A 26,938-nucleotide genomic window follows, 5' to 3' on the forward strand; every position below is an offset into this window, starting at 1 on the left:
CATCCTTGCGGCACGTCAATGTTTAGCCGGATGGCGTGTTTTCACCGGCCACCCCACCAATAATGGCGCAGACCCACAAGGAATCTCACACACCATGGCACCACCACCGCCCCCTTTCCACGCCTGGGCCCTGGCTGCAGGCCTGGCAGCTGCGCTGTCGGGCTGCAACCAACCGCCCCCGCCCGGCTGGTCGGGCTACGCCGAGGGGGACTATGTGTATGTGGCCGCGCCGGTGGCGGGCACCCTCACCACCCTGTCGGTGCAGCGCGGCCAGGCGGTAGACCAGAACGCCCCGCTGTTTGCGCTGGACGACCAGCTGGCCCAGGCCGCGCGGGCCCAGGCCGAGGCCGCCGTGCAGGTGGCCCAGGCCCAATGGCGCAACGGCACCCAGGGCCGCCGCAGCGACGAGATCGCCGTCATCCAGGCCCAACTGGCCCAGGCGCGGGCCCTGGAGCAGCGCACGCGCACCGAGCTCCAGCGCCAGCAGCAACTGGTCAACCAGAACTTCATTTCCCGCGCCCACCTGGACGACGCCATCACCGCCGCCGCCCAGGCCCGCGACCGGGTGGCCGAACTGGCCGCCGCGCTGCGCGTGGCCCAGTTGCCCGCCCGCCAGGACGAACAAGCCGCCGCCCGGGCCACCACCGACGCGGCCCAGCAGGCCCTGGCCCAGCAGCTGTGGCACACCCAGCAGGCGCACCAGACGGCCCCGGCCGCCGCGCTGGTGGCAGACACCTATTTCCGGGTCGGCGAATACGTGCCCGCCGGGCAGCCGGTGCTGGCCCTGCTGCCGCCGCAAGGGCGCAAGGCGCGGTTCTTTGTGGCCGAGTCGGCCCTGGGGGGCCTGGCCATCGGGCAGGCCGTGCGCATCCAGTGCGATGGCTGTGGCCCGCCCATTGCCGCGCGCATCAGCTTCATCGCCCCGCAGGCGGAGTACACGCCACCGGTGATTTACTCCAACGCCCAGCGGGCCCGGCTGGTGTTCATGGTCGAGGCCCGCCCTGCCCTGGCCGATGCCGCCCGGCTCCATCCGGGCCAGCCGCTCGACGTGTTTCCCGCGCCCGGCCCATGAACACCGCATCCACCCCCGCCCAGTGGGCGATTGACGTCCACGGCCTGACCAAGCGCTACGGCGAGCGGGCCGTGGTGGACGGCATCGCGCTGCAAATCCGCCCGGGCCGGATCTGCGGCTTTCTGGGGCCCAACGGCAGCGGCAAGACCACCACCATCCGCATGCTGTGCGGCCTGCTCACGCCCGATGCCGGGGAAGGCACCTGCCTGGGGCTGGACATCCGCCGCGAGGCGCGGGCCATCAAGCACCAGGTGGGCTACATGACCCAGAAATTCGGCCTGTACGAAGACCTGTCGATCCGCCAGAACCTGGATTTCATCGCCCGGCTGTTCGAGCTCCCGGCACGCAAGCAGCGGGTCGACGAGGCACTGGAACGCCTGGGCCTGGGCAGCCGCCAGCACCAGCTGGCCGGGGCCTTGTCGGGCGGCTGGAAGCAGCGCCTGGCCCTGGCCGCCTGCCTGTTGCACGCGCCCCGGCTGCTGCTGCTGGACGAGCCCACCGCAGGCGTGGACCCGAAGGCGCGGCGCGAGTTCTGGGACGAAATCCACCGCCTGGCCGCCGAAGGCATTACCGTGCTGGTGTCCACCCACTACATGGACGAGGCCGAGCGCTGCCACGAGCTGGCCTACATCGCCTACGGCCAGTTGCTGGCCCGAGGCACGGCGGCCCAGATCATTGCCCAGGCCCAGCTCAGCGTGTGGTCGGCCAGCGAGCCCGGCGACCCCGACGGCGCCACCCTCACGGCCATGGCGGCGCAGGTCAAAACCGCCCCCGACATCCTCAGCGTGGCCGCCTTTGGGTCGGCGGTGCACGTGGCCGGGCAGACCGAGGCCGCGGTCGAGGCCGCCATCGCCCCCTGGCGCAACCACGCGGCGCTGCGCTGGGAACGCAGCGCGCCCAACCTGGAAGACGTGTTCATCAGCCTGATCGCCCGCACCGGCGACAACTTTGCCGCGCCGCTGGCGGCCACCGCGCCATGAAGCAGCGTTTCAGCTGGATGCGGCTGCTGGCCATCTTTATCAAGGAATGCCAGCAAATCCTGCGCGACCGCCCCACCTTCGCGATGGCGGTGGGGGTGCCCATCCTGCAGCTGGTGCTGTTTGGCTACGCCATCAACACCGACCCCAAGGGCTTGCCCACCGCACTGGTCAGCAGCGACACCGGGCCGATGGCGCGCAGCCTGGTGGCGGCGCTGCAAAACAGCGGCTATTTCCACATCACCCACACCGGCACCAGCGAAGCCGAGGGCGACCGGCTGGTGGAGGACGGCGCCGTCCAGTTTCTGGTGGTGGTGCCGCCCGACTTCTCGCAGCGCGTGGTGCGGGGCGAGCAGCCCACGGTGCTGGTCAGCGTCGATGCCACCGACCCGGCCGCCTCGGGCAATGCGATTGCCGCGCTCGGCCAGCTGGTCCCCGTGGCCCTGCGCCACGAGCTGCAAGGCCCGTTGCGGGCACGCCAGCCCGGCGCCCCGGCCTTTGACCTGCGCATCCACCGCCGCTACAACCCCGAGGGGCTGTCGCGCTACAACATCGTGCCGGGGCTGATCGGCACCATCCTGACCATGACCATGGTGATGCTGACCGGCCTGGCCATGACCCGCGAACGCGAGCGCGGCACCATGGAAAACCTGCTGGCCACGCCAGTGCGCCCGGTGGAAGTCATGGTCGGCAAGATCCTGCCCTATGTGCTGCTGGGCTACCTGCAGCTGGGGGTGATTCTGGTGGCGGCCTGGGCCCTGTTCGAGATTCCCATGGTGGGCAGCTTTGGCCTGCTGATGGCGATGATTGGCGTGTTCATGCTGGCCAACCTGGCGGTGGGCTTTACCTTCTCTACGCTGGCGCGCAACCAGTTGCAGGCCATGCAGGCCACCTTCTTTTTCTTTTTGCCGTCGATGCTGCTGTCGGGCTTCATGTTTCCGTTCCGGGGCATGCCGCTGTGGGCGCAACGGGTGGGCGAGGTGCTGCCGCTGACGCACTTTCTGCGCATCGTGCGCGGCATTTTGCTCAAGGGCAACGGCCTGGCACAGCTGTGGCCCGAGCTGTGGCCCATGCTGGCGTTTCTGGCGGTGGCGGGCACCGTGGCCCTGCTGCGCTACCGGCAGACGCTGGACTAGTCGCCAGCGCTGCGCTTGGCCCGGGGGTGGGCTGCGTCGTAGACCTTGGCCAGGTGCTGGAAGTCCAGCCGGGTGTAGACCTGGGTAGTGCTGATGTTGGCGTGGCCCAGCAGCTCCTGCACCGCCCGCAGGTCGCCGCTGCTTTGCAGCACATGGCTGGCAAACGAGTGGCGCAGCATGTGCGGGTGCACCGGGGTGGCGGTGCCGGCCAGACGGCTGCGGCGGCGCAGGCGCTGCCACACCGAGGCGGCGGTCAGGCGGGTGCCGTAGCGGCCCAGAAACAGGGCGGCCGACAGGTCGGTGCCCTGCCCTTCGGCGCGCATGGCCAGCCAGGCCTGTAGTGCGGCCACAGCAGTTTGGCCAATCGGCACGATGCGCCGCTTGCTGCCCTTGCCCAGCACATGGGCCTCGCCCGCGGCCAGATCGACCCAGCCCTTGGCCGAGGGGCCGGGCGCGGCATCCAGCCCGGTCAGCTCGCCGACCCGCAGGCCGCCGCCGTACAGCAGCTCGACCATGGCCGCGTCGCGGGCTTCCAGCCAGGGGTCATCGGCCTCGTTGTCAAAATCGGCAAAGGCCACGGCCTCGTCCAGCCCCAGGGCCTTGGGCAGCGGCTTGGCGGCTTTGGGTGCGCGCACGTCCTGCACCGGGTTGGTGGCCACCAGGCCCTGGCGGCCCAGCCAGACGTAAAACCCGCGCCAGCCCGACAAGATGAGCGCAATGCCGCGCCCGCTGCGGCCCTGGCCGTGCATCTGTGCCACCCAGCGGCGGATGTGGTGCTGGGCCACCTCGGTCAGCGCCACCCCGGCGGTGTCGGCCAGTGCGCCCAGCTTGGCCAGGTCCAGTGTGTACAGGGCCAGCGTGCGCTCGGCCAGGCGCTTTTCAAAGCGCACGTAATCCAGGTATTGGGCGACCAGCGCAGGGACCATTTAGACCCGCAGGCGCGACAGGGCGGCCCCGGCCAGCTCGGCGATGCGCTCCAGAAAGTCGGTGCCCATGGCCGACTCAAAGCGCTGGCCGTCGGGCGAAGCCAGCACCAGCATGCCAAAGGCCGGGCTGGGGCTGTTGAGCACCCCGGTGCGCAGCGGCATCAGGGCGATGGACATGGCGGCCGCCGGGTTGGCCAGCCAGCTGACCGCCTCGAAGCCGGAATTCACGCCGCAAAACGGCGCGGTCAGCGACGAGGCAAAGATCTTTGCGTCTTCGCTCACGCCCTGGGCCCAGGCGGCCTGGGCGTATTCGTCGGCCACGCCCCAGACCTTGATGGCCACCTGCGGCACCGAGAACTGCACCTCGATCTCGTGGGCGATACGCTCGGGCAGGTCGCCGGGCGCACGCGTCAGCAGCAGGCTGCGGGCCCAGCGCTGCAGCTTGTCGGCAATGATCACGTTCTCGTTGCCGTTGCGCACCATGTCCATGATGCGGTGCTCCAGGCCCTTGATCTTTTCGCGCAGCATCTCGGCCTGCCGCTCCTGCAGGCTGACCGCCCGGTTGCCGTGCGGGCTGGTGAGCTGCACCGAGGCCAGCACCTGCGAATGGCGCTCGAAGAACTCGGGCGTGTTGCTCAGGAAGTTGGCGATGTCTTCTTCGGTGATGGGGTTTTGGGTGTTCATGGTCATGGGGAAATGGAGTCTGGAATGGTAATGCTGCCGTCGAATACGGTGGTGGCCGGGCCGGTCATGCGCACGGGCTGGCCCAGGCCCTCCCACTCGATGGTCAGGGGGCCGCCACGGGTGTCTACATCGACCCGCGCGTCCAGCAGGCCCAGGCGGATGCCCGCCACCACCGCAGCGCACGCGCCGGTACCGCAGGCCAGGGTCTCGCCCGCGCCGCGCTCGAACACCCGCAGGCGGACGTGGCCGCGGTTCACCACCTGCATGAAGCCGACATTGACCCCGTTGGGGAAACAGGGCTGGGCCTGCACCAGCGGGCCGGTGGTCTGTACCGGGGCCGCATCCACATCGTCCACCAGCAGCACGGCATGCGGATTGCCCATGGACACAACTGCTACGCTTTCAATAGCTTCTTGCGCCGATGGAATAAGCACTAGAGGCCATTTTTGCCATGTATGGGCAGCCACGGGCTGCAGGCCTTGCGGATCGAAAGGAATCTGCGCCAGGTCGAACACCGGCAGGCCCATGTCCACCGTCACGCGGCCATCGGGCTGCATGTTCAGCTGCAGCACGCGCTCCATGGTTTGCACCCGCACGCTGCGCTGGGTGGTCAGCCCCCGGCTGTGGACGAAGCGCATGAAGCAGCGCGCGCCATTGCCGCAGTGCTCCACCTCGCCGCCGTCGGCGTTGTGGATGGCGTACTCGAAGTCGATGCCCGGGGCGCTGGCGGCGCGCACCGACAAAATCTGGTCTGCGCCCACGCCGAAGTGGCGGTCGGCCAGAAAGCGGTACTGCTCCCGGCTCAGGCCCAGGCGGCCCTGGGTCTCGTCGAGCACCACAAAGTCGTTGCCCGCGCCCTGCATTTTGGTGAATGGAATGTGCATGGGGGAATTATCGGCGCTGGCAGGCAGCCTGCCGGGGCGGCCTGGAATTTCGTGCAGCTATTGAAAAGATAGCTTGCTACGCCGATGAAATAAGCGCTAAGGGCCTATTTCATTCATAAAAGTGTGAAGCCCACCGATAAGCCGGATTCTGTGCGCGAAGGTTGCCCCTCGTGTGACCGCCATTAATCTGGGCCGGGGATCGCTCGCCCGGCTCGGTGCTACCTACCCGCCAACTCAGGGGGCCCCGTCAACGTTGGCCTATTTGGTATTGCTGCGCGTAGAGATTGCCCGTTTCACCCGAATCGGGCTCTGCCCGATTCGGGTGCTGTGCTGTCCCGGCTTGCGCCGGGGCGTGCGGCTTACGCCACCCGCGTGCCAGCTTACGCTGACACCGCACAGACCACCCTCGGGGGTTGTCCAATTCGACTCGTCTCTGTTGCTCTAATCCTCACCTCACGGTGGACAGCCATTAGCTGCTACGCTGCCCTATGCAGTCCGGACGTTCCTCCAGTGCCTGGTTTCCCAGATTGCACCAGCGGCGGTCTGGCGGGCTTCACAGGTGCATTATCGCAGTGCCACAATGGTTTATTTCCCCCGCCCATCAAAAGGAGACCTATGCCCGCCCACACCATCCTGCACACCATTGGCAACACCCCGCACATACGCGTCCAGCGCCTGTTTGGCCCGGGGGCCAATGTGTGGATCAAGTCCGAGCGCAGCAACCCGGGCGGCTCCATCAAGGACCGGATTGCGCTGTCCATGGTCGAGGATGCCGAAAAATCCGGCATGCTGCAACCCGGCGGCACCATCATCGAGCCCACCTCGGGCAATACCGGTGTAGGCCTGGCCATGGTGGCGGCGGTCAAGGGCTACAAGCTGGTGCTGGTGATGCCCGACAGCATGTCCATCGAGCGCCGCCGCCTGATGCTGGCCTACGGCGCCACGTTTGACCTGACCCCCCGCGAAAAGGGCATGAAAGGGGCTATCGCCCGCGCCCAGGAGCTGGTGACCGCCACGCCGGGCAGCTGGATGCCGCAGCAGTTCGAGAACCCCGCCAACATCGCGGTGCACGTAGCCACCACCGCCCAGGAAATCCTGGCCGACTTTCCCGATGGGCTGGACGCGCTGATCACCGGCGTAGGCACCGGCGGCCACATCACCGGCTGCGCCCAGGTGCTGAAGGCGGCCTGGCCAAATTTAAAGGTGTTTGCAGTCGAACCATCGGCCTCGCCCGTCATCTCGGGCGGCGCACCGGCCCCGCACCCGATCCAGGGCATTGGCGCAGGCTTTATTCCCAAGAACCTGGATGTGTCGCTGCTGGACGGCGTGATCCAGGTCGATGCCGAACCGGCCCGTGAGATGGCCCGCCGCAGCGCCCGCGAAGAGGGCATGCTGGTGGGTATCTCCAGCGGTGCCACGCTGGCGGCGATTGCCAAAAAGCTGCCCGAGTTGCCCGCAGGCGCACGGGTGCTGGGCTTCAACTACGACACCGGCGAGCGCTATTTGTCGGTAGACGGGTTCTTGCCCGTCTAAACCCCAGCCATTGGCACGGGCAGGCAGCCCGTGGCCTCGATTTCCATCAGCAGGTCGGCGCGGCACACGTCGGCCTGCACATACACCCGCACGGCGGCAGGCGGCAGATGGGCGTCCAGCACGGACCGCACGGCCTCGAAGTCCGCCGCGTGGCGCACGTACACCTTGTACTGCAACGCGGCCAGGGTCCAGTCCCGGGTGTCTGCCGCCCGGTTGGCCTGGGCCAGCAGTACGGCGATGTTGCGCAGGGTTTCTTCGGTTTGCGCGCGCACATCCCCGGCGTGCACGCTCTGGTGCCCGACGATGCTGGCGGTGCCGCTGATGAACAACCAGCACTGCCCCGACAGCGTGGCCAATGCCGCACGCGAAAACGACGGCGTGCGCGGCCCGTATTGGTCGGGGTAGAAGTAAGCACTGACCTGGCGCGGGTTTTCTATGGCCAACGGCGGCACTTTGGCGGCCAGAAAATACACCTGCAAGCCACCGCTGTGGGTACCCAGCGCACAGGCGGCGGGTGCGTCGGCCAGGAATGGCCGGGCCATCTTGCGAAAGGCATCCTGCCGCCCGATGTTGAACTGCAGATAGCGCTCCATGCCGCAGGTATCGGTGTTGATGCCCGAAAAGTAGTTCCACACCCGCAGCAGATGCGGGTAGCCCAGCGACTCCAGCGCGGCAAACACGGCCAGGTACACCTGCTCCGAGGCCTGTTGCAGCAGCGATGGCCGCAACGGGTCGTAACCGCCGCCGGGGTAATGCCCTACATCGCTGTCGGTATCCGGGATGCAGATGGCACCGAACAGCACCTCGTCTGTCATGGCGTAGTGCAGCAGGCCCTGCGTGCCGGTGCGCACCGGCTGGTCGGTTTGCCACAGCTCCAGCACATCGCCGGTCTGGCCGAGTACGGGGGTGGCGATCTCCAGCACGGAGGTCGGCGATGCAGTGCGGCCAAACCGCACGGCCCCCAGGGCTGCCGGGGCCGCATGGGGGGGCCCGGTATCGCGGGACAGGTAGTGCAAAGACAGCAGCGGGGAAATGGGTGCCGGACTCAAGGGCATAGGGGACAAGGCGTTTTCGATCGGGGGCAAGAGGGGCAGGAGGGGCTCGGGCGGTGTCGCGTGCCCATAATAAACCCATTCCAGACCCCGTTTTCAGGGTGCAAGCGGTGCCAGCCACCTGGACGCGGCGGGTGGGGTGCCAAGTAAAATCTGCATCTTCCTGATGCGGTCGATGTCCGTCCGGGCCCCTGTGACCCCCGCAATTTGAAGGCCGCCCATGACCGTATTGACACCTGTGCCCACCCCCATTCCTTGCGACGTACTGGTCATCGGCGGCGGCCCGGCAGGCTCCACGGCGGCCACTTTGCTGGCCGAGCGGGGCTACACCGTGGTGCTGCTGGAAAAAGCCCACCACCCGCGCTTCCACATCGGCGAATCCCTGCTGCCCGCCAACCTGCCCCTGCTGGACAAGCTGGGCGTGCTGGAACAGGTGAAGGCCGTGTCGATGGAAAAGTGGGGCGCAGAATTTGTCTCGCCCTGGCACGCACAGAAAAGCGCCACCTTCCACTTTGCCGACGCGTGGGACAAGTCCATGCCGTTCTCCTACCAGGTGCGGCGTTCGGTGTTTGACGAAATTTTGATCCGCAACGCCGCCACCAAGGGTGCCGAGGTCATCGAAGGCTGCCGCGTGCGCGGTGTGGACTTTGCCCCCGACCAGAGCGGCGCCACCGTCCACGCCGAACACGACGATGGCCGCCAGGGTGCGTGGCAGGCCCGCTACGTCATCGACGCGTCCGGGCGCGACACCTTTCTGGGCAAAAAGTTTGCGTCCAAAAAGCGCAACCCCAAGCACAACAGCTCGGCCCTGTACGGCCACTTCACCGGGGCCCGGCGCCACGACGGCCAGGACGCAGGCAACATCACCATCTTCTGGTTCGACCACGGCTGGATCTGGTTCATTCCGCTGGCCGACGGCACCACCAGCGTGGGCGCGGTGGTCTGGTCGTACTACCTGAAGACCCGCAGCCGGCCGGTGCAAGACTTCTTTCTGGCCACCCTGGCCATGAGCCCAGCCCTGTCCGAGCGCCTGGCGGGGGCCACACTGGTCTCGGAGGTGGAGGTGACCGGCAACTTCTCGTACAGCTGCGACCAGACCCACGGCCCCAACTACCTGCTGCTGGGCGACGCCTTCACCTTCATCGACCCGGTGTTTTCCTCGGGCGTGATGCTGGCCATGAACGGCGGCTTTGTCGGGGCCGAGACGGTGGACACCTGCCTGCGCGAACCCGCCCGCGCGGCCCAGGCGCTGCGCCACTTCGACCAGCAAACCCGGCTCGGACCAAAAGAGTTCTCGTGGTTCATCTACCGCGTCACCAACCCCACCATGCGCGACCTGTTCATGGAGCCCCGCAACGACTTCCGCGTCAAGGAAGCCCTGCTGTCCATGCTGGCGGGCGATATTTTCGGCAAAACCCCCATCTGGAACTCTCTGCGCATCCTGAAGGGCATTTACTACACCGTCTGCCTGTTCAATTTTCAGCGCACCTGGCAGGCCGTGCGCCGCCGCCGGAGCAATATCCGCGTTTTGGATACCGGGAGCCTGTAGCCTTTGCCAACCCATCGGTTTTTTCGCGGCATACGGCAGAGCGTGGACGCGTTGCGCCTGCGCCTGGGCCTGCTGTTCTTTGCCGTGGTGTGCATGGACTGGACCGTGCTGGCCATGCCCCTGTACTGGCTGCTGCCGCGGGCGGCGGGCACCTGGGTGGGGCGCTGGGGTATCACCCTGGTATTCCGCGAGTATTTGCGCGGCCTGAAATGGATCGGTGCCTGCCAGTTTGACCTGTCGGCGCTGGACGCCCTGCGGGACGCGCCAGGCATGGTGATTGCGCCCAACCACCCCTCGCTGCTGGATGCGGTGCTGGTGATCTCGCGCCTGCCCCACGTGTCGTGCGTGATGAAGGCCGAGCTGATGGACAACCTGCTGCTGGGCGCCGGGGCCCGGCTGGCACGCTATATCCGCAACGACTCGCTGCGCTCCATGGTGCAACTCGCGGTGGCCGATGTGCGCAAAGGCAACCACCTGCTGCTGTTCCCCGAAGGCACGCGCACCACCCAGCTCCCCGTCAACCGGCTGCAAGGCACGGTAGGGCTGATCGCCAAGCAGGCCCAGGTGCCGGTGCAAACCGTGTTTATCGAGACCAATTCACCCTTCATGGGCAAAGGCTGGCCGCTGCTGCGCCGCCCGGCCATGCCCATGGTCTACCGGGTGCGGCTGGGTCGGCGCTTTGACCCGCCGGACAACGTGGAGGCCTTTGCCCGCACGCTGGAGCAGTATTTCCACACCGAGCTGGCTGGTGCCATGCTGCCCGACCTGCCCGTGACCGAACATTCCCGCTAAATGACCTCTGCCTCCACCACCCATCTCGTGCTGATCCCCAGCTACAACCCTGGCATCAAGGTGGCCGCCACCGTGCGCTCCGCCCGCGCCCACTGGAACCCGGTGTGGGTGGTGGTGGACGGCAGCACCGACGGCAGCGCCGCCCTGCTGCAGGCCATGGCCGCCACCGATCCCGGCCTGCAGGTGCTGGTGCTGCCGCACAACGTGGGCAAGGGCGCGGCGGTGTTGCAGGGGCTGGACCGGGCCGCGGCGCAGGGCTTCAGCCACGTGCTGACCATGGACTCCGACGGCCAGCACCCGGCAGAGCTGATCCCGTCCTTCATGGCCACCTCGCAGCAGCAGCCTGCCGCCATGGTGCTGGGCGTGCCGGTGTTTGCCGCCGATGCGCCCCAGCTGCGCGTGCAGGGCCGCAAGATCTCCAACGGCTGGGCCAACCTGGAGACGCTGTGGGCAGGCATTGGCGACTCGCTGTTTGGCTTTCGGGTCTACCCCATCGCGCCGCTGCGCCAGGTGATGCAGGGCCAGCGCTGGATGCGGCGCTTCGACTTCGACCCCGAGGCCGTGGTGCGCATGAGCTGGCGCGGCGTGCCCGCCATCAACCTGCCCGCCACGGTGAAGTACTTCACGGTGGCGGAAGGCGGGGTGTCGCACTTCAACTACCTGCGCGACAACTGCCTGCTGACCTGGATGCACAGCCGTTTGTTTGCGGGCTTTGTGCTGCGCCTGCCGCTGCTGCTGCTGCGGCGGCTGAAATCCATGGTCTTTTAGGCCTCTAGCGCTTATTCCATCAGCGTGACAAGCTACTAAATAAATAGCAAACAGGTTTTCACACCACCACCCCGGCGGGCACCGGTTGGGGCTGGGCCACCCGGGGCAGCCAGCGGCGCAGCAGCGGCGTGGTGATGACGGTGCTGCCAATGGCCATGATCACCAGCATGGTGAACATGTTTTGCGAGATCACGCCCAAGTCAAACCCCACATTGATGATGATCAGCTCCATCAGCGCGCGGGTGTTCATCAGAATGCCCAGGATGCTGGCCTCGGGGTGGTTCAGGCCGGTGGCGCGGGCGGCCAGATAGGCGCCGCCAAACTTGCCCAGCGTGGCCAGGCCAAACACCAGCGCGCACCAGCCCCACAGCGCCAGGCTGTCCAGCCCGCCGATGTTGGTGCGCAGCCCGGTGTAGGTAAAGAAGATGGGCAAGAAGAACACCAGCACAAACGGGCTCACCCGCGCCTTCCAGGCCCGCACAAAGGCGTGCTCGTCGTGCAGGATCACACCCATCATGAAGCCGCCAAAAATCGCAAAAATCCCCAGCAGGTAGGTGGCCATGCCCGACACAAAAATCATCGCCAGCGCAATGCCCAGCAGGTGCGGGTGCAGCACGTCGCTGCCCGCCGCCTGGCCGCGCTCGAAATGGCGGATCACCCGCCGCATCACGGGCCGCACGCCCCACTGCCACAGCAGCAAAAAGCCCACCACCAGCGCCACCTTCGTGGCAAACGTAACTGCGTCAAAGTTCGACACCGCCAGCGTGCTCACCAGGGCCAGCAGCAGCCAGCCCACCACGTCGTTGATGGCGGCTGCGCTGATGGCGATCACGCCCAGCGGGGTGCGGGTCATGTGGAACTCCATCAGGATGCGCCCCAGAATCGGCAGCGCGGTAATGGACAAGGCCGTGCCGATGAACAGCGACGACACCAGTGCATCGGCCTGCGGCGACAAGATCGGTGCACTCACCCAGCCCAGGCCCACGCCCAGCGCGAACGGAAAAACCATGCAGGCGGTGCTGACCCACAGCACGGTGCGGCGGTTGCGCCGCTCGGTCAGGTGGCCAAAGTCGAACTCCAGGCCGATCTGGAACATCAGCAGAATCAGCCCGATCTGCGACAGGATCTGCATCGGCTCACCCGAGGCCGACTTGAACACCAGCGCAAAGCTTTCCGGTGCCAGCAGCCCGAACAGCGAAGGCCCCAGCAAAATGCCCACAATGATCTCCCCCACCGCCGCCGACTGCCCCCAGCGCGCCGCCAGCGCCCCGCCGACGCGCCCGGCCAGCACGATCAAGGTGAGCTGCAACAGGGTGAAAAACAGCAGCAGCTCGGCCTTGTGCACCGAACCGGCGGCGGCGACCGCGTGGGTCGCCGCACTCATGCCATACCCCCGTTGATGGAAATAATCTGGCCGCTGATGTAGGCGGCCCGGTCGGATGCCAAAAAGCTGACCAGGTCCGCCACCTCTTCGGGCTGGCCTGCGCGCTGCATGGGCACCATCTGCGCGATGCGGGTGGCATCGAACGCGGCTTCGCTCATGGCGCTCTGGATGATGCCCGGGGCCACCGCATTCACCGTGATGCCCCGGCTGGCCAGCTCCAGCGCCAGCGACTTGGTGGCGGCATGCAAAGCCCCCTTGGCTGCCGAATAGTTCACCTGGCCCCGGTTGCCCATCAGCGCCGCCACCGAGGTGATGCTGATGATGCGGCCCCAGCGGGTGCGGGCCATGGGCAGCGTCAAGGGCTGGGTCACGTGGAAGAAGCCGTTCAGCGACACGTCCAGCACCCGCTGCCACTGTGCCAGCTGCATGCCGGGAAACACCACGTCCTCGTGGATGCCCGCGTTGTTGACCAGCACCTGGATGGGGCCGTCGGCAAGCAGCAGGTCGAGCGCCGCCGTGGTGGCTGCGGGGTCGGTGATGTCGAAGACGACGGCATGGGCCCGGCCCCCCTCGGCGGTGATGGACGCCACCAGCGCCTGCGCCGCCGCCACACCGTGGTGGGCGTGGACGATCACCGCCAGGCCGTCGCGGGCCAGCTGGCGGCAAATGGCCGCGCCAATTGCCCCGCTGCCGCCGGTGACCAGCGCGCGTTTTGTATCTGCCATGGAAATTCCTTAACTGCGAAGAAGCGTGGCGTCCAGCACCACGGCGGCCCGGCCCGACAACAGCGTCTGCCCGTCGGCGGCCACGGTGAACCGGTACAGGATGTTGTTGGCGTCGCCGGTGATGCGCTCGGCGGTGATGGTGAGGTCGGCCGCTACACCGTCCAGGCGCTGCACCTGCAGCTCCACCGAACGCACGCTGGCCAGGTAGCCCGCACGCGGCGCACCGTCAGTTTGCGCCAGCAGCGAGCCGTGCACGGCCATGGCCTGGGCGGCATATTCCACGCCACAGGCTGCGCCCAGCCGGCCATTCGCCCGCAGCGGGTTGCCCAGCGCACGGTGGCTGCTGGCGGTGCAGACGATGGTGGTGCCATCCCACTGCGTGACGCGGTCCAGCAGGCACATCGTGCCTTGGTGCGGGATGCGGCTGGCAATGGCGGCGGCGTTCAGCACGGGGTGAACTCCAGTTCCAGGCGCGCACCGTCCAGGTAGTCCAGCCGCACCAGGCCGGCTTGCTGGCGCACCAGCGCGGCCAGCAACGGCAGGCCACGGGCGGCGGGGATGCTCTGGCGCTGGGATTCCAGCACGGCATCCACCAGCACGTCGGCCGGGCCGGGGCTGAGGTAGCTGGCCGGGTGCAAGCTGATCTGGCCCAGGCTGTGGGCCGTGCGCTGGGGCGACAGCACCAGGGCCAGGCCAAAGGTGTCGGGCACCGGGCGGCAGCTGCGCAGCGGCTCGGGGTAGTCGGTGTCAAAGGCCACCAGCAGCACCGGCTCAGCCTGCAGCACCGCCTGGGTCAGCGCCTCGACCAGCCCGGCGGCAAAGCTGCCGTCGAACGCGCACAAGGCGGTAGACGCGGCCATCGCCCCGGTGGCAATGCCCCAGTAGCCCGAGGCGGCGTTGTGCACCGAGTTGTGGAAGCGGGTGGGCGAAATCAGGCGGTCGTCGGAGGCCAGCTGGCTGCAAATCGCATGGCAGTTGACCCCGTCGCCGCCCGAGGAGGTGAACACCGACACCAGGCCCTGCGGCCGGATCCCGGCGGCCGCCATGGCCTCAAAACCGACGGCTTGCGACACGCGGATGACAGCCCCGGCGCGGCGGCGCTCGGCGGGCGGCAAATGTGCGGGCGCGGCCAGCACGGTTTTCAGCCACTGACCGGGGGCGCGGCCCGCCAGCTGTTCCTGGCCCTGCGCCCAGTCGGCAATGCCAGGGCCGAGCAGGCCCACGCCGTCGATACATACGGTCAGTGCGCTCACGGTGCGGTTCCCAGAATCAGGCTGCAATTGGTGCCGCCAAAGCCAAAGGAATTGCTGAGCACACGGCGCAGCGGCTGGGTGCGGGTCTGCAGCAGGTAGTCCACCTCGAGGCGCGCATCCAGCACCTCGGTGTGCACGCCGCCGGGCAGCAAGCCGTGCTGCAGGGCCAGCGCGCAAAACACGGCTTCCAGCCCGCCCGCCGCGCCCAGGGTGTGGCCGGTGGCGCCCTTGGTGGAACTGCACGGCGTGGCGTGCGCACCAAACACCGCCTGCACCGCCAGGCCTTCGGCGGCATCGTTGCTTGGGGTGGCGGTGCCGTGCAGGTTGATGTAGTCGATATCGCCCGGCTCCAGCCCCGCGCTGCGCAGTGCCTGCTGCATGGCCATGCGCGCGCCCAGCCCTTCGGGGTGCGGCGACGACATGTGGTGCGCGTCGCTGGACTCGCCCAGGCCCAGCAGCAGCACCGCGTGGGCGGGCAGCACCTCGGGTGCGCGCTCCAGCAGCACAAAAGCCGCGCCTTCGCCAATCGAAATACCGCTGCGCGCCGCATCAAATGGGCGACAGGGACTGCCGGACAACAAGCCCAGCGAATTGAAACCGTACAGCGTGGTCAGGCACAGGGTGTCCACACCGCCCACCACGGCCGCGTCGATCAGGCCCGCGGCCAGCATGCGTTGGGCCGAGGCAAACACCTTGGCGCTGGACGAGCAGGCGGTGGACACGGCCATCGCCGGGCCGCTGAGCTGGCAGCTGCGCCGCACGAAGTCGGCCACCGAATACGGGTTGTGGGTCTGCGGGTAGCAAAAATCGGCGGGCAAGGCCCCGGTAGCGGCATCGCGGTGCTGGTAGGCCAGCTCGGTCTGCAAAATACCGGCGGTGCTCGTGCCCAGAAACACCCCCACCCGCTGCGGGCCGACGCGCGCCGCCACGGCCTGCACGGCGGCCGAAAAGCCGTCCTGGCGCAGGGCGAGCTGCGCCAGCCGGTTGTTGCGGCAGTCAAAGGCCTGCAATTCGCTGGGCAGCACCTCGTCGTCCACCCCGCTGACACGGCCGATCCAGGTGTCCAGCACGGCGGACCCGAAGTCGCACGGGGTCAAACCGCTGCGCTGCGCCCGCAAAGCGTCCAGCGCAGGTGCCAACCCGTGGCCGATGGCGCTGGTGGCGGTGAAATGGGAGAGAAAAAGTGGTTGCACAGGCGAGAAGGCAAAAAAGCTAAAGGGATTCTAAAGACCGGCTGTCCATCCCGTCCGCTTTCGGCCAATGGGTGCTGCAAAGCGTCATAGCAAGGCCGAACGGAGCGTGACGGGCTTCAAATGCGCGGCCTGGATGGCCGCCAGCAGCAAGGGCAGCACTTCCAGGATTACCGGCACGCCTTGCGGGGTGGTGGCGGCGTGGCGGTCGTGCAGCAGCAGGATATCGCCCGCACGCAGGCCGCGGGTGAGGATGCGCGCCACGGCAGCGGCATCGCCATTGCGGGTGTCAAAGCCGCGCCGGGTCCAGCTGGCCAGTTGCAGGCCCAGGCGCTGCAGCACCGGGTCCAGAAACGGATTGCGCAGCCCGGCGGGTGCCCGAAAGAAGCGCGGCGGCGTGCCGCTGAGGGCCCCCAAAGTGTCTTGCGCGGCCTGCAATTCACGCCACAGCTTCGCAGTGCCGAGCAGCGAGAAGTTGTGGCGGTGGTGCTGGCTGTGGTTTTCTACGGCATGGCCCCGGCGCACCATCTCGCGGCACAGGTCGGGGTGCTGCGCGGCCTGCGTGCCGATGCAAAAAAATGTGGCCCGGGCGGCGTACCGGTCCAGCAGGTCCAGCACCAGCGGCGTGACCAGCGGGTCGGGGCCGTCGTCGATGGTCAGCGCCACTTCGCCGCGGGCGGCCGCGGCGGCGGGCAAGCGCGTCCAGTTGGAACCCAGCAGCTTGCAGCGCGGCAGCAAACCGGCCAGCGTCAGCACGGCATGGTTCAGCACCAGCGCGGCCACGGCCCAGCGCCACAGCGCGGGCTGCCACGCCCACAGCGCCAGCACGGCCACGTGGCATACCAGCGTGCACCAGACCAAAGGAGCCAGGCGTACACCCATCAGGCGGCCCTGGGCGTGTGGGCCCACACCGCCGAGAAGCACAGGGCTAGAACCGCACCTGGCCCCACCGTCAGGCCGATGGCTTGCAGCACCGGTACCTGCGAGAAGCCCAAAATGCCGAAGCCCGCCACTGTGGTCATGTTGGCAAACAGCAAAGAAGCCAGCGTGCGCGGCGTGATCTCGCCCTGGCCCGCGCTGAAAAACAGCGCGTAGTTGGAGCCCACGGCCACGATCAGCAGCAGCCCCACCAGATGCAGAATCGTCAGGCTCTGCCCGGCCGACACCAGCGCCGCCGCTACGCACAGCACTGCGCCCACCAGGGGGGCCATCACCCGCAGTACCGCCATGGGCGAGCGCAGGGCCACGGCCAGCAGCAGCACAATGGCCAGCAGCCCGGCCCCCGACAGCAACACGGCCTCGTGCAAATAGCTGCGGTACAGGCGGTCGGATTCACCCTTCATGTCCACAAACAAAGCGCCGGTACCGGCCAACAGCGGACGGATGCGGGCCGGATCGATGTTTCCCGAGGGAGCAGCGTGCAGCGGCAAAAACACGCTCCAGCGCGGCGCCCCATCGGCGGTTTTTTGCGGTAGCAGCATGCCATCCACCGCCAACGCCAACGACGTGCCCGCCAGGTCGGCCCGCTGCAAGGGCGGGGCCACGCGCGCGGCCTCGGCCTCTTGTACAAACGGGGCCAGACGCTCGGCGCGCAGTGGCATGTCGGCCAGCGCCTCGGTCAGCCGCGACTGCAGCTCGGCAGTCGCGGGCAGGCTGGCCTGCCGGGCCTGCTGGGTGGCCAGGCTGGGCAGCAGGGTGGTGGGGCTGTCTACCCCGGCGATGCTGTGGTCGTCCACCAGCGGCTGCAGGCGGGCGACGACTTTTTCAGCACCCGTCAAGACGGCTTCCTGGCTGGCACCCGACACCACCACCAGGTAGCGCACATCGGGCGCGCCCAGATCGGCCCGCAGGTCTGCGTCCAGGGCCATGTCGGCGGCGGAAACCGGGCTCAGCGCCGCCAGCTCCTGGTTCCAGACATGGTTGCGCTGCACAGCCAATGCCAGCGCTGCCACCGCGCACAGGACCAACACGGCCCAGCGCAGCACTGCGGCCCGCCGCACCACCACGGCCAGGCGCGCGCCCAGGGCCGACACATCGCGGACCTTGAAGCTGCGGGGCAGCAACTGCGGCAGCACAAACCGGGTCACCAGGGCCGCGGCCACCAGCCCGGACATGGAATACAGACCCAGTTGCGCCAGACCGGGAAAGCCCGACAGCAGCAGCGACGCAAAGCCGCAGATCGAGGTCATCACCCCCAGCCGGATGGTGGGCCAAAAGCGCTGGACCCACTTGCCATCTCCATCCGCGCGCTCCGACTGCACAAACAGGTAGATCGAATAGTCCACAGCCTCGCCGATCAGCGTGGTGCCAAAGCCCAGCGTGAGGCCGTGCACCGTGCCAAAGCCCAGGCTCACCGCCGCGATGCCCGCCACGGCCCCTGCCAGCACCGGCAGCAGGCCCAGCGCCAGCGTGCGCAGCGAGCGGTAGACCAGCCACAGCAAGAGCACGATCAGGCCCAGGCTGATGATGGACAGGCGGGTGACCTCGGACTCGATGGTGTTGCGCACGTTCACGCCAAACACCCCCGGGCCGGTGAGCACCAAGTGGGCGCTGGCCGCGGGCGCTTTTTGGGCCGCCACGGCTTCGGCAAACGCGGCGCGGATGCGGTCCATGGCCAGTTGCTGGCCATCGGTGTCCGAGCCCGCCGCGCGGGTTTGCAGCAGCAGCAGGGCACGTGTGCCGTCGCGCGATGCCCACACGCCGTCGGCGTTGCGCGGGCCGGTGCCGCCACGGCCTAACTGGTCCAGCAGCAGCGGCAGTTCGCCGGTGGGGTCGCGGGGCAGCAGCGACTTGACCAGCAGCCCGGCGGGCGAGGCCAGCAGGTCCAGCGTGTCGCCCAGGGCCGCGCGCAGGCCGTCCACCGTGAAGTGCGCGGGCACCATGGCCGGGCTGAGCTGGTAGCGGTGGGCCATCAAAAACGCCTGGTCGCGCTCCAGGGCCACCGATTCGCCGTTGCTGACGCTGCTGAATTGCGGCTCCACGCGCAGTTTTTGGGCCACGGCTTTGGACAGGGCGGCGCGGGTCGGGCCGTCAGCGCCCTCCACGCCCACCAGCACCAGGCGCGACACCAGGCCGTCGCGCAGCTGGTCCACCAGCAACTGCTGCTCGGGCGTGGGGGCCTGGGGCAAGAAGGCCGACATGTCGGCGGTAAAACGGGTTTGCCGCACCACCGCGCCGCACACCAGCAGGGCGACCAGGGCCAGCCATACCGGCACAAAGCCGCGGCTGAACAGGCGCTCCCCCATGCCTTGCTTCATGGCGCAGCGGCGCTGTCGATGCGCATCACCGAGCGGTCTTTGTCGGCCTGCTCGATCTCGATGCTGCGCAGCTCGGCCCGCTCTCCCTGCATGGTGATGCGCTGCACCACCGCCAGCATCTTGGGGTTGAGCGGGCGCAGCACCAGGGTCCAGCGGGCTTCGCTACCGTCCAGCGTCAGCTGGTACAGGCGCTCCAGGGAGGCCCGGTCGCCCGCCAGTGTGCCGCGGATGCTCTCCACAAACACACCCAGTTCGGGGTAGTCTTTGACACGCAGCACGTACTGGCGCTTGCCGCGCTCCACCGTCACGGTGTCGTGGTCGAGCACCAGGGTTTCGGGCTTGGGCAGCAGGGTGCGCTTTTCCAGCCGGTCCGGGGCGGTGTAGAGCAGCTCGCCGGACGACAGCACGGGCTTGTCCAGCAGGGCAATGAACTTCTGCTCGGTGAAGGTGGCCCGCCCCGAGGTGTTGCGGGCCAGGGATTGCATGAGTTGCTCCAGGTCCCACGCGTGGGCCGACAGGGCCGCGCAGCCCAAGGTCCATACCGCCACAAATCGAAAGAATTTTTGCATCAAGGACTCAGATGGGGGGTCGTCGGCGGCTGCCAGAAATCGAAGAAATTAAACCAGTTGCTCGGGGCGGCGTGGCAGTATTTTTCCAGCAGCTCCACATAGCGCAGCATGGCGGCCTGCACCGCGGCCTCGCGCCCGCCCGCGGGGATCTGCGAGAAGTCGGCCACGGTTTCAAAGTGGATGTCGTAGCGGTTACCGCCGCCGTACAGGCCCACCATGAACAGCACCGGGCGGCGCAGGATGGCGGCCATGCGAAACGGCCCCACCGGCAGCGCCGCCGGGGCACCCAGGAAAGGCAGGCTGCGGGTGCTGTCGCTGCCCAGCGAACGGTCGGCCAGAATGCCCACCACCGCCCCGGACTCCAGCAGTTCGTGCACCACCATCATCGAATCCACCTTGCCCAGCGGCACGATGTGGCTGTGGGCAGCGGGGTTGATGGCGCGCAGCAGGGCGTTGATCTTGCGGGCGTTTTCTTCAAACATCACCATCGCCAGCCGCAGGCCTGGCTGCTGCTGGCCCACGGCGCGCAATACCTCGAAACTGCCCAGGTGGGCCCCCAGCATGAACGCGCCCCGCCCCTGCTCGAGCACGTTATGGACCATCGGCTGGCCATGCAGGCGGATGTCGTACAGATCGAACCGGTCATTCACCAGGTAGACCCGGTCGTGGACCACCGAGGCAAAGGCCATGAAGTGCTGGAACTGCCTGCGCCAGCCGATGCGCTGGCCGGGATGCACCCGGCCCAGGTACTGCCTGGATGCCCGCCGTGCCGCAGGCGACAGCAGCAGAAAATACGCCGCAACGAAGTACAAAATGCCGCGCGCCACGCGCCGCCCCAGCCGCAGCGAGATCCAGGTCATCAACCGCAGCATGGGCATGTTGCTGCGCTCGGGGCGCTGTTTCCAGTGGGTGGCGGGGTCGCTCATGGCACAACGCGGGGTGTCAGTGCCACCTGCCCGGTGGCCACCTTGCGGCTGCCGCAGGTGATGTCAAAGCGGGCGCTGCCGGACGTGCTGCACTCCAGGGCCAGGCGCAGCACCTCGCCGGGGCGCACCGGGCTTAAAAACTTGGCGTTGCCGATAGTGCCGGCCACGCTGTCGGTCACCGTCTCGGCCCACAGCAGCACCGCGTCCAGCAGCAGCACACCGGGCAGGATGGGTGCGCCGGGGAAGTGCCCGGCAAACGCGGGGTGGTCTGGCGCTACCGCCCAGGTGGTTTCAAACGGCATGCGGCTTGGGGAGGCTTTGCGCCAGCGCCTGCAGAGCCTCGCGCGGCAATTTGCCGGTGCTGTTGCGGGGCAACTGGTCCAGCAGCACCAGCGGGCGCGGCAGAAAAATCGGGTCGATGCGCTCGCGCAGCGCGCCCAGCAGGGCCGCCTGCGTCAACCCCGGGGCCACCACAAAGGCCATCAGCCGGGTCACGCCGTCATGCCCGCGCTCTTCGGGCATGTAGAACGCGCCGTCCTGCACCCCGTCGATGGCGTTGAGCTGGTGGTCCAGGTAGGCCAGCGAGCTGCGTTTGCCCGCAATATTGACCAGATCGCCGATCCGGCCGTGCAACAGAAAATGGGTGGCGCTCAGCGGCTCCAGCACGTCGCCCATGGGCACGGACTGCTCCACGTGGGCACCCGAGACCCAGGTGCCACCGTCTTGCACGCTCAATTGCACGCCCGGAAACAGCTGCCATGCGGCCCCTTGCGCGGTGCGCCGGGTGGCGACCTGGCCGGTTTCGGTCGAGCCATAAATCTCCAGCAGCGGCATGTGCAGCGCAGCCTCGGCGGCTTGCGCCAGCTGGGGCGACAGGGGCGCGGTGGCCGATACCACCAGGTCCAGCGCCGGAACGTCCAGCCCGGCATCCAGCAAGGCCCGCAGGTGCACCGGGGTGGTGACCAGCATGCGGGGCCGGTCCATTTGGGCCAGGGCGCTGCAGATGTCGGCGGGGTAGAACGGGTGGTCGGCGCTGAACACCGAACCGCTTTGCCAGGCCACCAGCAGGGTAGATTCGAAGCCGTACATATGCTGCGGCGGCACGGTGCCGACGATGCTGTGCACCACCCCGCCCGATTCCGCCAACAGCCCCAGCCGCTCGGCCTCGGCGCGCACATTGCGCACCAGGGCGCCCCAGGTCTTGCGGTGCGGTACGGGCAGGCCGGTGGAGCCGGAGGTGAACACAAAGGCCACGGTCTGGTCGGCCGGAATCTGCGGCACGGCCACCACCGGCACATCGGGTGCGGCCCATGCGCCAGGGTAGACAAACTGCGGCAGATCGATGGTGCAGGGGCCGTCGCTCAGGCAGAACACGTCAGGGGCAAACACCCGCATCTGGCGCACCATCTCGGGGGTGTGGGTGGACGGCAGCAGGCTGGTCTTGCCCGCCACCATGGCGGCGGCCAGGCCCACGGCAAAGTGGTAGCGGTCGGCACAGGCGTTGAGCACGTGGCCGCCTGCGGGCAGCACGGCCACCAACTGCGCCACGTCGGCCAGAAAGCGGGACACGGTGACGCGGTGCCCGTCGCTGCCGCGGCGTTGGGCCACCACGTCGCTCAGATGGGCGTGCGCCACCAGGGGGAAGGTCAACATGGGCGCCATCACAGCAAGGGCGGCGTGCCCACCTGCTGGTACGCCCGCACAGCCTGCCAAATACCGGTGACCTGCTCGGGCGGCAGCACGCAGCGGCGCACCAGGTAATCTCCCAAAAACATCAGCGCCATCAAGGGCAGACCCAGCAGATTGGCAAAGCCCGACCACCAGGCCATGGGCGCAAAGGCAAACAGCAGCACCGACAGGCTGGCCATCAGGCCAAAGTACAGCGTCCAGGCCCAGGTGACACCGCGGGTGTAGCGCTGCAATGGGGGCGACAGCGGGCCATGCACCACGGCAGCGAAGCGCGATACCAGGGGCGTCTGGCCAAGGGCGAGCGTGCGGCCGAAGGCGATGCACAGCAGGCTTTGCACCCCCGCGTGTTCCAGAAAAAATATCCACTGGTAGTGCAGCCGCAACCACTCGCCCATGCTGGCCAGGCCTACCAGGGCGGCCAGGCACAGGGCCAGCATCTGCGGCCGGTACGCCGAGCGCCAGGCCAGCGACACGGCCAACAGCGTGACCCAGAACAGGGCCACCAGCACTTGCCACACCCCGGGCGCGGGGTGGACGGTGGCCAGGTGCGCCAGCAGCGAATAGGCTAGGCACAGCGCCGCGCCAACGGCGACCTTGGCCCAACGCTTCCAGCGGGCGAAGGTCAGCGGAATCACTTGGTGCGCTGGGCGGCGATGTGGTCGCTCAGGCTGCGCAGGGAGCTGAAGATCTGGGCGTTGTCTGCGTGGTCAGCGCGCAGTTGCAGGCCGTATTGCTTGGACACGCTGAGCGACACCTCCAGGATGTCGATGGAATCCAGGCCCAGGCCGTCGCCATACAAGGGCGCATCGGGGGCGATGTCGGCGGCGGCGACTTCCAGATTCAGCGCGGTCACGACCAGTTCGGCCACTTCCCGCAGCAGGGCGGCATCGGCCAGGGGCAAAGAAGTTGCGGGCGCTTGGGGGACGGGGGGTGCGGACATGGGGGAGCTTTTGGAAAGAGACGAACGGGCCAGACCAGAGGCACGGATATGCCCACGATTTTAACTGCCCGCCCTCCCCATCCGCTCAGTCCACGCGCATCTGCGGCGGGCTGATGTCGCCAAAGCCACGGGAGGTGGTAGACCCCAGGCTCTTGGCAACACTGGCCCGCGGCGGGCACGCGCCACTCTGGATGAAGCCCAAGGCGGCGGCGGTACGCGACTCGACCGGGTCGCCCAAGGGGTGGTCCAGGTCGTCGGCGACGGCGCAGGTGGGCGCAAACCCGGCGCTGTAGTCCGAGAAGTTCAGCGCGTTGGCCACCACGATGTTCACCGCGTTGTAGGTGGTGCCGCAGGCACTGACCGGCTGGAACGCGTAGGGCTTGCCGTAGGTGGTGTCGCCGATGGTGACCACCGTCTTGTAGGGCCGCAGGGCATTGATCACCAGCTCGCTGGCCGAGGCGGTGCTGGGAGAGGTGATGACGAACACGCGGCCCAGGCTGTCCAGCGGCGCCGTGGGCAGGCCGCCACTGACGCCGACAAAGTTCTGGGTGGAGTTGCGGGCGGTGTTTTTGGCGTTGAACTGGTACTGGGCAAACACCTTGCCGGTCTGTGCCGACCCGGCGACCAGGCCCGCCAGATAGCGCGCCTGCTGGGTGCTGCCGCCGCCGTTGTAGCGCAGGTCGAGCACCAGCTCGGTGATGCCCGCGGTCCGGAAGCGGTCAAACGCCGCGCCCATCGCCACCTGGCCAGAGGCAATGAACTCCTGGTACATCAAATACCCGGTTTTGGCGCCGTTGGGGGCGGTGAGCACCGCCACGGTGTTCACCGGGGTGAGCGCGTAGGTGGCAGACTGCACGGTAAGGCTGCGCTGGGTGCCCGCCGCATTGCGCACCACCATCGTGCGGGGCACGCCGGTAGTGTCCACCGCGGTCAGCCCGCCGTTGGCGATCTCGGCCGAGGTTTTGCCATCGATGCTGACGATGCGGTCGCCGCGCTGCAAGCCCGCCACGCCCACCGGGCTCAGAGGCTCCACCAGCCGCACGGCCAGTGTGGTGCGGGCGGCATCCAGCCAGTCCAGCGCGTAGCCATAGCCGGTGCGGGTGCCATCCACGTAGAACTGGTTGGCGCTGTCGGTGGTCTGGCTGTAGCTGTAGCGGTCGGTGGGCTGGTACAGCAGCGAATCAAAGTACGCATCCATGCTGGTGGCCGCCGCGTTGGGCGCGCCCTGCTTGTCGTACCAGAAATACGCGTCGGTCATGTAGTCGCGCAGCCAGGCCCGCTGGCCCGTTGCGTCGCAACTGGCCGGGCTACCCGGGTAGCCCGATGCGACCGGGGCCTCGCTGCCACCGCCGCCGCCGCCGCCACAGCCCGCCAACACCACCAGACCCACCACGCCCGCACAAGCCAAACTACGCATAGACCCTGCCTTCAAAATAAATGGAAGCCGCAGTGTCGTATACATCCACCCTCAAAATTCAGCGTGTCGATGATGTAACGCGCACGCCAAACAACCAGGCTTCCATACAGTTTTGTATTTTTAGGTCATTTTTGAGGCATTAAAAAAGGCCTCTGCGCTTATAAATAGAGCGTGAGCAGCTATCTATTTTTTACCTAAATACCATAGCAATTCGGGCGAAAGACGGCGTCAAGGCCAAGCCGCATTCATCCCCCATTTGGAGGATGTTTGCCGCCCAGCACCCATCCCTGGGCGCCGCAGGACAGCGGAAATCCGCCACCCCATAAAATTGCCTCCCCTGCTTGATAACTACAAGCCACCCGGCTGCCCCCATGATCCGCATCTCTGAACTCAAACTCCCTCTGGCCCACGCCGAAGAGGCCCTGCCCGCCCTGGTTGCCCACACTCTGGGCTTGCCCCCCGCGCAGATTGCGCACTTCACCATCTTCAAACGCAGCTTCGATGCCCGCAAGGCCGAGCTGCTGACGGTCTACATCGTGGATGTGGCGCTGCACAGTGCCGCCCAAGAGGCCGAGCTGCTGCGCCAACACCCCGACAACCCGCACCTACGCCCGGCCCCCGACATGGCCTACCACCCGGTGGGGCAGGCCCCCGCAGAAATGGCCCCCACGCTCGGCACTGGCGTGTCCTCGCTGCCCCCCGAGGGGGCGCTCGCGGCTAGGGGCGGCCCGTCGCCGCTCAATCTGCCCATCCGCCCGGTGGTGGTCGGCTTCGGCCCCTGCGGCATCTTCGCGGCGCTGGTGCTGGCGCAGATGGGCTTCAAACCCATCGTGCTGGAGCGCGGCACCACGGTGCGCCAGCGCACGCAGGACACCTGGGGCCTGTGGCGCAAGAACGTGCTCAAACCCGAGAGCAATGTGCAGTTTGGCGAAGGCGGCGCAGGCACCTTTTCCGATGGCAAGCTGTACAGCCAGATCAAGGACCCGCGCTTCCTGGGCCGCAAGGTGATGCAGGAGTTTGTGAAAGCCGGTGCGCCCGAAGAGATCCTGGTGGCCGCGCACCCGCACATCGGCACCTTCAAGCTGGTCAAGGTGGTGGAGCATCTGCGCGAGCAGATCATCGCGCTGGGCGGCGAAGTGCGGTTCGAGCAGCGCGTGACCGACGTGCACATTGTGGATGGCCACATGCGCGGCCTGACCGTACTGAACCAGGCCACCGGTGAAACCACCGAGCTGCGCGCCGACCACGTGGTGCTGGCCCTGGGCCACAGCTCGCGCGACACCTTTGCCATGCTGCATGCACGTGGCGTCTACGTGGAGGCCAAGCCGTTTTCCATCGGTTTCCGCATCGAACACCCGCAAAGCCTGATCGACCGCGCCCGCTGGGGCCGCCACGCAGGCCACCCGCTGCTGGGGGCCGCCGACTACAAGCTGGTGCACCATGCGAACAATGGCCGCGCCGTCTACAGCTTTTGCATGTGCCCTGGCGGCACCGTGGTGGCCGCCACCAGCGAGCCGGGCCGCGTGGTCACCAACGGCATGAGCCAGTACTCGCGCAACGAGCGCAACGCCAACGCAGGCATCGTCGTCGGCATCACGCCCGAGGACTTCCCCGGCACCCACGCGCTGGCCGGCATCGACCTGCAGCGCCAGCTCGAATCCCACGCCTACGTGCTGGGCGGCAGCACCTACGAGGCCCCCGGCCAGCTGGTGGGCGACTTCATTGCCGGGCGCGCTTCCACCCAGCTTGGCAGCGTGGAGCCCTCCTACAAACCCGGCGTAAACCTGGGCGACCTGCACAGCGCCCTGCCCGGCTACGCGATTGCCGCCATCCGCGAGGCCCTGCCCGCCTTTGGCCGCAAGATCAAAGGTTTTGACCTGCCGGATGCCGTGCTGACCGGGGTGGAAACCCGCACCTCCTCGCCCATCAAGATGACCCGCGGCGAAGATTTCCAAAGCCTGAGCGTGCGCGGCCTGTACCCGGCGGGCGAAGGCGCCAGCTACGCGGGCGGCATCTTGTCGGCAGGGGTGGACGGCATCAAGGTGGCCGAGGCGGTGGCGCGGAGCCTGCTGGGACATAATTTATAAGGAATTGGCCCCTGACGCCCATTCCAAGAGCGTGAACAGCTCCTAAAAACAGAGCATGCGTCGCCCACCCTGGCCCCGATGTTGCTAGGGGTAAAGCGGTCCAAATGGGTGCGGGTGTGTGCCAGGGG

The 26,938-nt window shown here is 67.7% G+C and carries 24 protein-coding genes, 1 other RNA gene and 1 pseudogene; 8 read left to right on the plus strand and 18 right to left on the minus strand.

The features are described from left to right. The first annotated feature begins 94 nt into the window (after positions 1 to 94). The 3 genes from AB3G31_RS19650 to AB3G31_RS19660 are packed head-to-tail and all read left to right on the plus strand — an operon-like array spanning position 95 to position 3,185. Positions 95 to 1,072 (plus strand): HlyD family secretion protein, encoded by a 978-nt coding sequence (locus AB3G31_RS19650; RefSeq protein ID WP_367847746.1) that lies wholly within the window; start codon positions 95 to 97, stop codon positions 1,070 to 1,072. Continuing rightward, a complete protein-coding gene (locus tag AB3G31_RS19655) occupies positions 1,069 to 2,052 on the plus strand; it encodes an ABC transporter ATP-binding protein (protein ID WP_367847747.1) in 984 nt (327 codons plus the stop codon). Before AB3G31_RS19650 ends, AB3G31_RS19655 begins: the two co-directional genes overlap by 4 nt. Next, on the plus strand, positions 2,049 to 3,185 hold the full coding sequence (locus AB3G31_RS19660; protein WP_367847748.1) for an ABC transporter permease: 1,137 nt from the start codon (positions 2,049 to 2,051) through the stop codon (positions 3,183 to 3,185). Before AB3G31_RS19655 ends, AB3G31_RS19660 begins: the two co-directional genes overlap by 4 nt. On the opposite strand, the gene AB3G31_RS19665 is transcribed toward AB3G31_RS19660, so the two are convergent. From AB3G31_RS19665 to rnpB, 4 genes are all read right to left on the minus strand, one after another. Next, complete coding sequence (locus AB3G31_RS19665) at positions 3,182 to 4,111, minus strand: tyrosine-type recombinase/integrase (protein ID WP_367847749.1); 930 nt, start codon at positions 4,109 to 4,111, stop codon at positions 3,182 to 3,184. The two genes, AB3G31_RS19660 and AB3G31_RS19665, sit on opposite strands and share 4 nt — an antisense overlap. Further along, positions 4,112 to 4,801 carry a DUF484 family protein gene (locus AB3G31_RS19670; RefSeq protein ID WP_367847750.1) on the minus strand — a complete coding sequence of 230 codons (690 nt, stop codon included), beginning with the start codon at positions 4,799 to 4,801 and terminating at the stop codon, positions 4,112 to 4,114. After that, positions 4,798 to 5,679: a diaminopimelate epimerase gene (gene dapF, locus AB3G31_RS19675; protein WP_367847751.1), complete on the minus strand. Its 882-nt coding sequence runs from the start codon at positions 5,677 to 5,679 to the stop codon at positions 4,798 to 4,800. The genes AB3G31_RS19670 and dapF overlap by 4 nt, the downstream gene beginning before the upstream one ends. A 121-nt stretch (positions 5,680 to 5,800) precedes the next feature. Beyond that, positions 5,801 to 6,234, minus strand: an RNA gene (rnpB, locus tag AB3G31_RS19680) — RNase P RNA component class A. Between the two features lie 60 nt (positions 6,235 to 6,294). Here rnpB and cysK point away from each other — a divergent pair. Next, positions 6,295 to 7,212: a cysteine synthase A gene (gene cysK / locus AB3G31_RS19685; protein ID WP_367847752.1), complete on the plus strand. Its 918-nt coding sequence runs from the start codon at positions 6,295 to 6,297 to the stop codon at positions 7,210 to 7,212. Here the strand turns inward: cysK and AB3G31_RS19690 are convergent. Beyond that, a complete protein-coding gene (locus tag AB3G31_RS19690) occupies positions 7,209 to 8,267 on the minus strand; it encodes a Rid family hydrolase (protein ID WP_367847753.1) in 1,059 nt (352 codons plus the stop codon). The two genes, cysK and AB3G31_RS19690, sit on opposite strands and share 4 nt — an antisense overlap. A gap of 217 nt (positions 8,268 to 8,484) precedes the next feature. On the opposite strand from AB3G31_RS19690, the gene AB3G31_RS19695 reads away from it, so the two are divergent. From AB3G31_RS19695 to AB3G31_RS19705, 3 genes are read left to right on the plus strand one after another with little or no spacing between them, the layout of a single operon-like run. After that, complete coding sequence (locus tag AB3G31_RS19695) at positions 8,485 to 9,813, plus strand: NAD(P)/FAD-dependent oxidoreductase (protein WP_367847754.1); 1,329 nt, start codon at positions 8,485 to 8,487, stop codon at positions 9,811 to 9,813. Between the two features lie 42 nt (positions 9,814 to 9,855). Further along, positions 9,856 to 10,605: a lysophospholipid acyltransferase family protein gene (locus AB3G31_RS19700; protein WP_367847755.1), complete on the plus strand. Its 750-nt coding sequence runs from the start codon at positions 9,856 to 9,858 to the stop codon at positions 10,603 to 10,605. Beyond that, the gene (locus AB3G31_RS19705) at positions 10,606 to 11,373 is read left to right on the plus strand and encodes a glycosyltransferase family 2 protein (protein ID WP_367847756.1); all 768 of its coding nucleotides are present in this window, start codon (positions 10,606 to 10,608) and stop codon (positions 11,371 to 11,373) included. A 58-nt stretch (positions 11,374 to 11,431) separates the two neighbouring features. Here AB3G31_RS19705 and AB3G31_RS19710 read toward each other — a convergent pair whose 3' ends face one another. The 13 genes and pseudogenes from AB3G31_RS19710 to AB3G31_RS19770 form a co-directional block, all read right to left on the minus strand. Then, complete coding sequence (locus AB3G31_RS19710; protein ID WP_367847757.1) at positions 11,432 to 12,757, minus strand: cation:proton antiporter; 1,326 nt, start codon at positions 12,755 to 12,757, stop codon at positions 11,432 to 11,434. Further along, positions 12,754 to 13,482 (minus strand): 3-oxoacyl-ACP reductase FabG, encoded by a 729-nt coding sequence (gene fabG, locus AB3G31_RS19715; RefSeq protein WP_367847758.1) that lies wholly within the window; start codon positions 13,480 to 13,482, stop codon positions 12,754 to 12,756. Before fabG ends, AB3G31_RS19710 begins: the two co-directional genes overlap by 4 nt. A gap of 9 nt (positions 13,483 to 13,491) precedes the next feature. After that, the gene (locus tag AB3G31_RS19720; RefSeq protein ID WP_367850388.1) at positions 13,492 to 13,884 is read right to left on the minus strand and encodes a 3-hydroxylacyl-ACP dehydratase; all 393 of its coding nucleotides are present in this window, start codon (positions 13,882 to 13,884) and stop codon (positions 13,492 to 13,494) included. Between the two features lie 41 nt (positions 13,885 to 13,925). Continuing rightward, positions 13,926 to 14,735 (minus strand): beta-ketoacyl synthase chain length factor, encoded by an 810-nt coding sequence (locus AB3G31_RS19725; RefSeq protein ID WP_367847759.1) that lies wholly within the window; start codon positions 14,733 to 14,735, stop codon positions 13,926 to 13,928. Beyond that, positions 14,732 to 15,928 carry a beta-ketoacyl-[acyl-carrier-protein] synthase family protein gene (locus AB3G31_RS19730; protein ID WP_367847760.1) on the minus strand — a complete coding sequence of 399 codons (1,197 nt, stop codon included), beginning with the start codon at positions 15,926 to 15,928 and terminating at the stop codon, positions 14,732 to 14,734. The genes AB3G31_RS19725 and AB3G31_RS19730 overlap by 4 nt, the downstream gene beginning before the upstream one ends. An 84-nt stretch (positions 15,929 to 16,012) precedes the next feature. Then, positions 16,013 to 16,807, minus strand: coding sequence for a polysaccharide deacetylase family protein (locus AB3G31_RS19735; protein WP_367847761.1), 795 nt, complete (start codon positions 16,805 to 16,807; stop codon positions 16,013 to 16,015). Continuing rightward, a complete protein-coding gene (locus AB3G31_RS19740) occupies positions 16,807 to 19,182 on the minus strand; it encodes an MMPL family transporter (protein ID WP_367847762.1) in 2,376 nt (791 codons plus the stop codon). Before AB3G31_RS19740 ends, AB3G31_RS19735 begins: the two co-directional genes overlap by 1 nt. Continuing rightward, entirely contained in the window at positions 19,179 to 19,751 is a 573-nt protein-coding gene (locus AB3G31_RS19745) for a LolA-related protein (RefSeq protein WP_367847763.1), read from the minus strand. Before AB3G31_RS19745 ends, AB3G31_RS19740 begins: the two co-directional genes overlap by 4 nt. Continuing rightward, positions 19,751 to 20,677, minus strand: coding sequence for an acyl-CoA synthetase (locus tag AB3G31_RS19750; protein ID WP_367847764.1), 927 nt, complete (start codon positions 20,675 to 20,677; stop codon positions 19,751 to 19,753). Before AB3G31_RS19750 ends, AB3G31_RS19745 begins: the two co-directional genes overlap by 1 nt. Next, positions 20,674 to 22,330: pseudogene (locus AB3G31_RS19755) on the minus strand (AMP-binding protein). Before AB3G31_RS19755 ends, AB3G31_RS19750 begins: the two are co-directional and overlap by 4 nt. Positions 22,331 to 22,338: 8 nt before the next feature. Then, entirely contained in the window at positions 22,339 to 23,001 is a 663-nt protein-coding gene (locus tag AB3G31_RS19760) for a hypothetical protein (RefSeq protein ID WP_367847765.1), read from the minus strand. Beyond that, entirely contained in the window at positions 22,998 to 23,306 is a 309-nt protein-coding gene (locus AB3G31_RS19765) for a phosphopantetheine-binding protein (RefSeq protein WP_367847766.1), read from the minus strand. Before AB3G31_RS19765 ends, AB3G31_RS19760 begins: the two co-directional genes overlap by 4 nt. An 85-nt stretch (positions 23,307 to 23,391) precedes the next feature. Next, positions 23,392 to 24,723: a S41 family peptidase gene (locus tag AB3G31_RS19770; RefSeq protein WP_367847767.1), complete on the minus strand. Its 1,332-nt coding sequence runs from the start codon at positions 24,721 to 24,723 to the stop codon at positions 23,392 to 23,394. A gap of 371 nt (positions 24,724 to 25,094) precedes the next feature. Between AB3G31_RS19770 and AB3G31_RS19775 the strand changes: the two genes are divergently transcribed. Then, on the plus strand, positions 25,095 to 26,810 hold the full coding sequence (locus tag AB3G31_RS19775) for an NAD(P)/FAD-dependent oxidoreductase (RefSeq protein ID WP_367847768.1): 1,716 nt from the start codon (positions 25,095 to 25,097) through the stop codon (positions 26,808 to 26,810). Positions 26,811 to 26,938 lie beyond the last annotated feature (128 nt).

It is taken from the genome of Rhodoferax sp. WC2427, from assembly GCF_040822085.1.
Taxonomy (GTDB): domain Bacteria; phylum Pseudomonadota; class Gammaproteobacteria; order Burkholderiales; family Burkholderiaceae_C; genus Rhodoferax_B.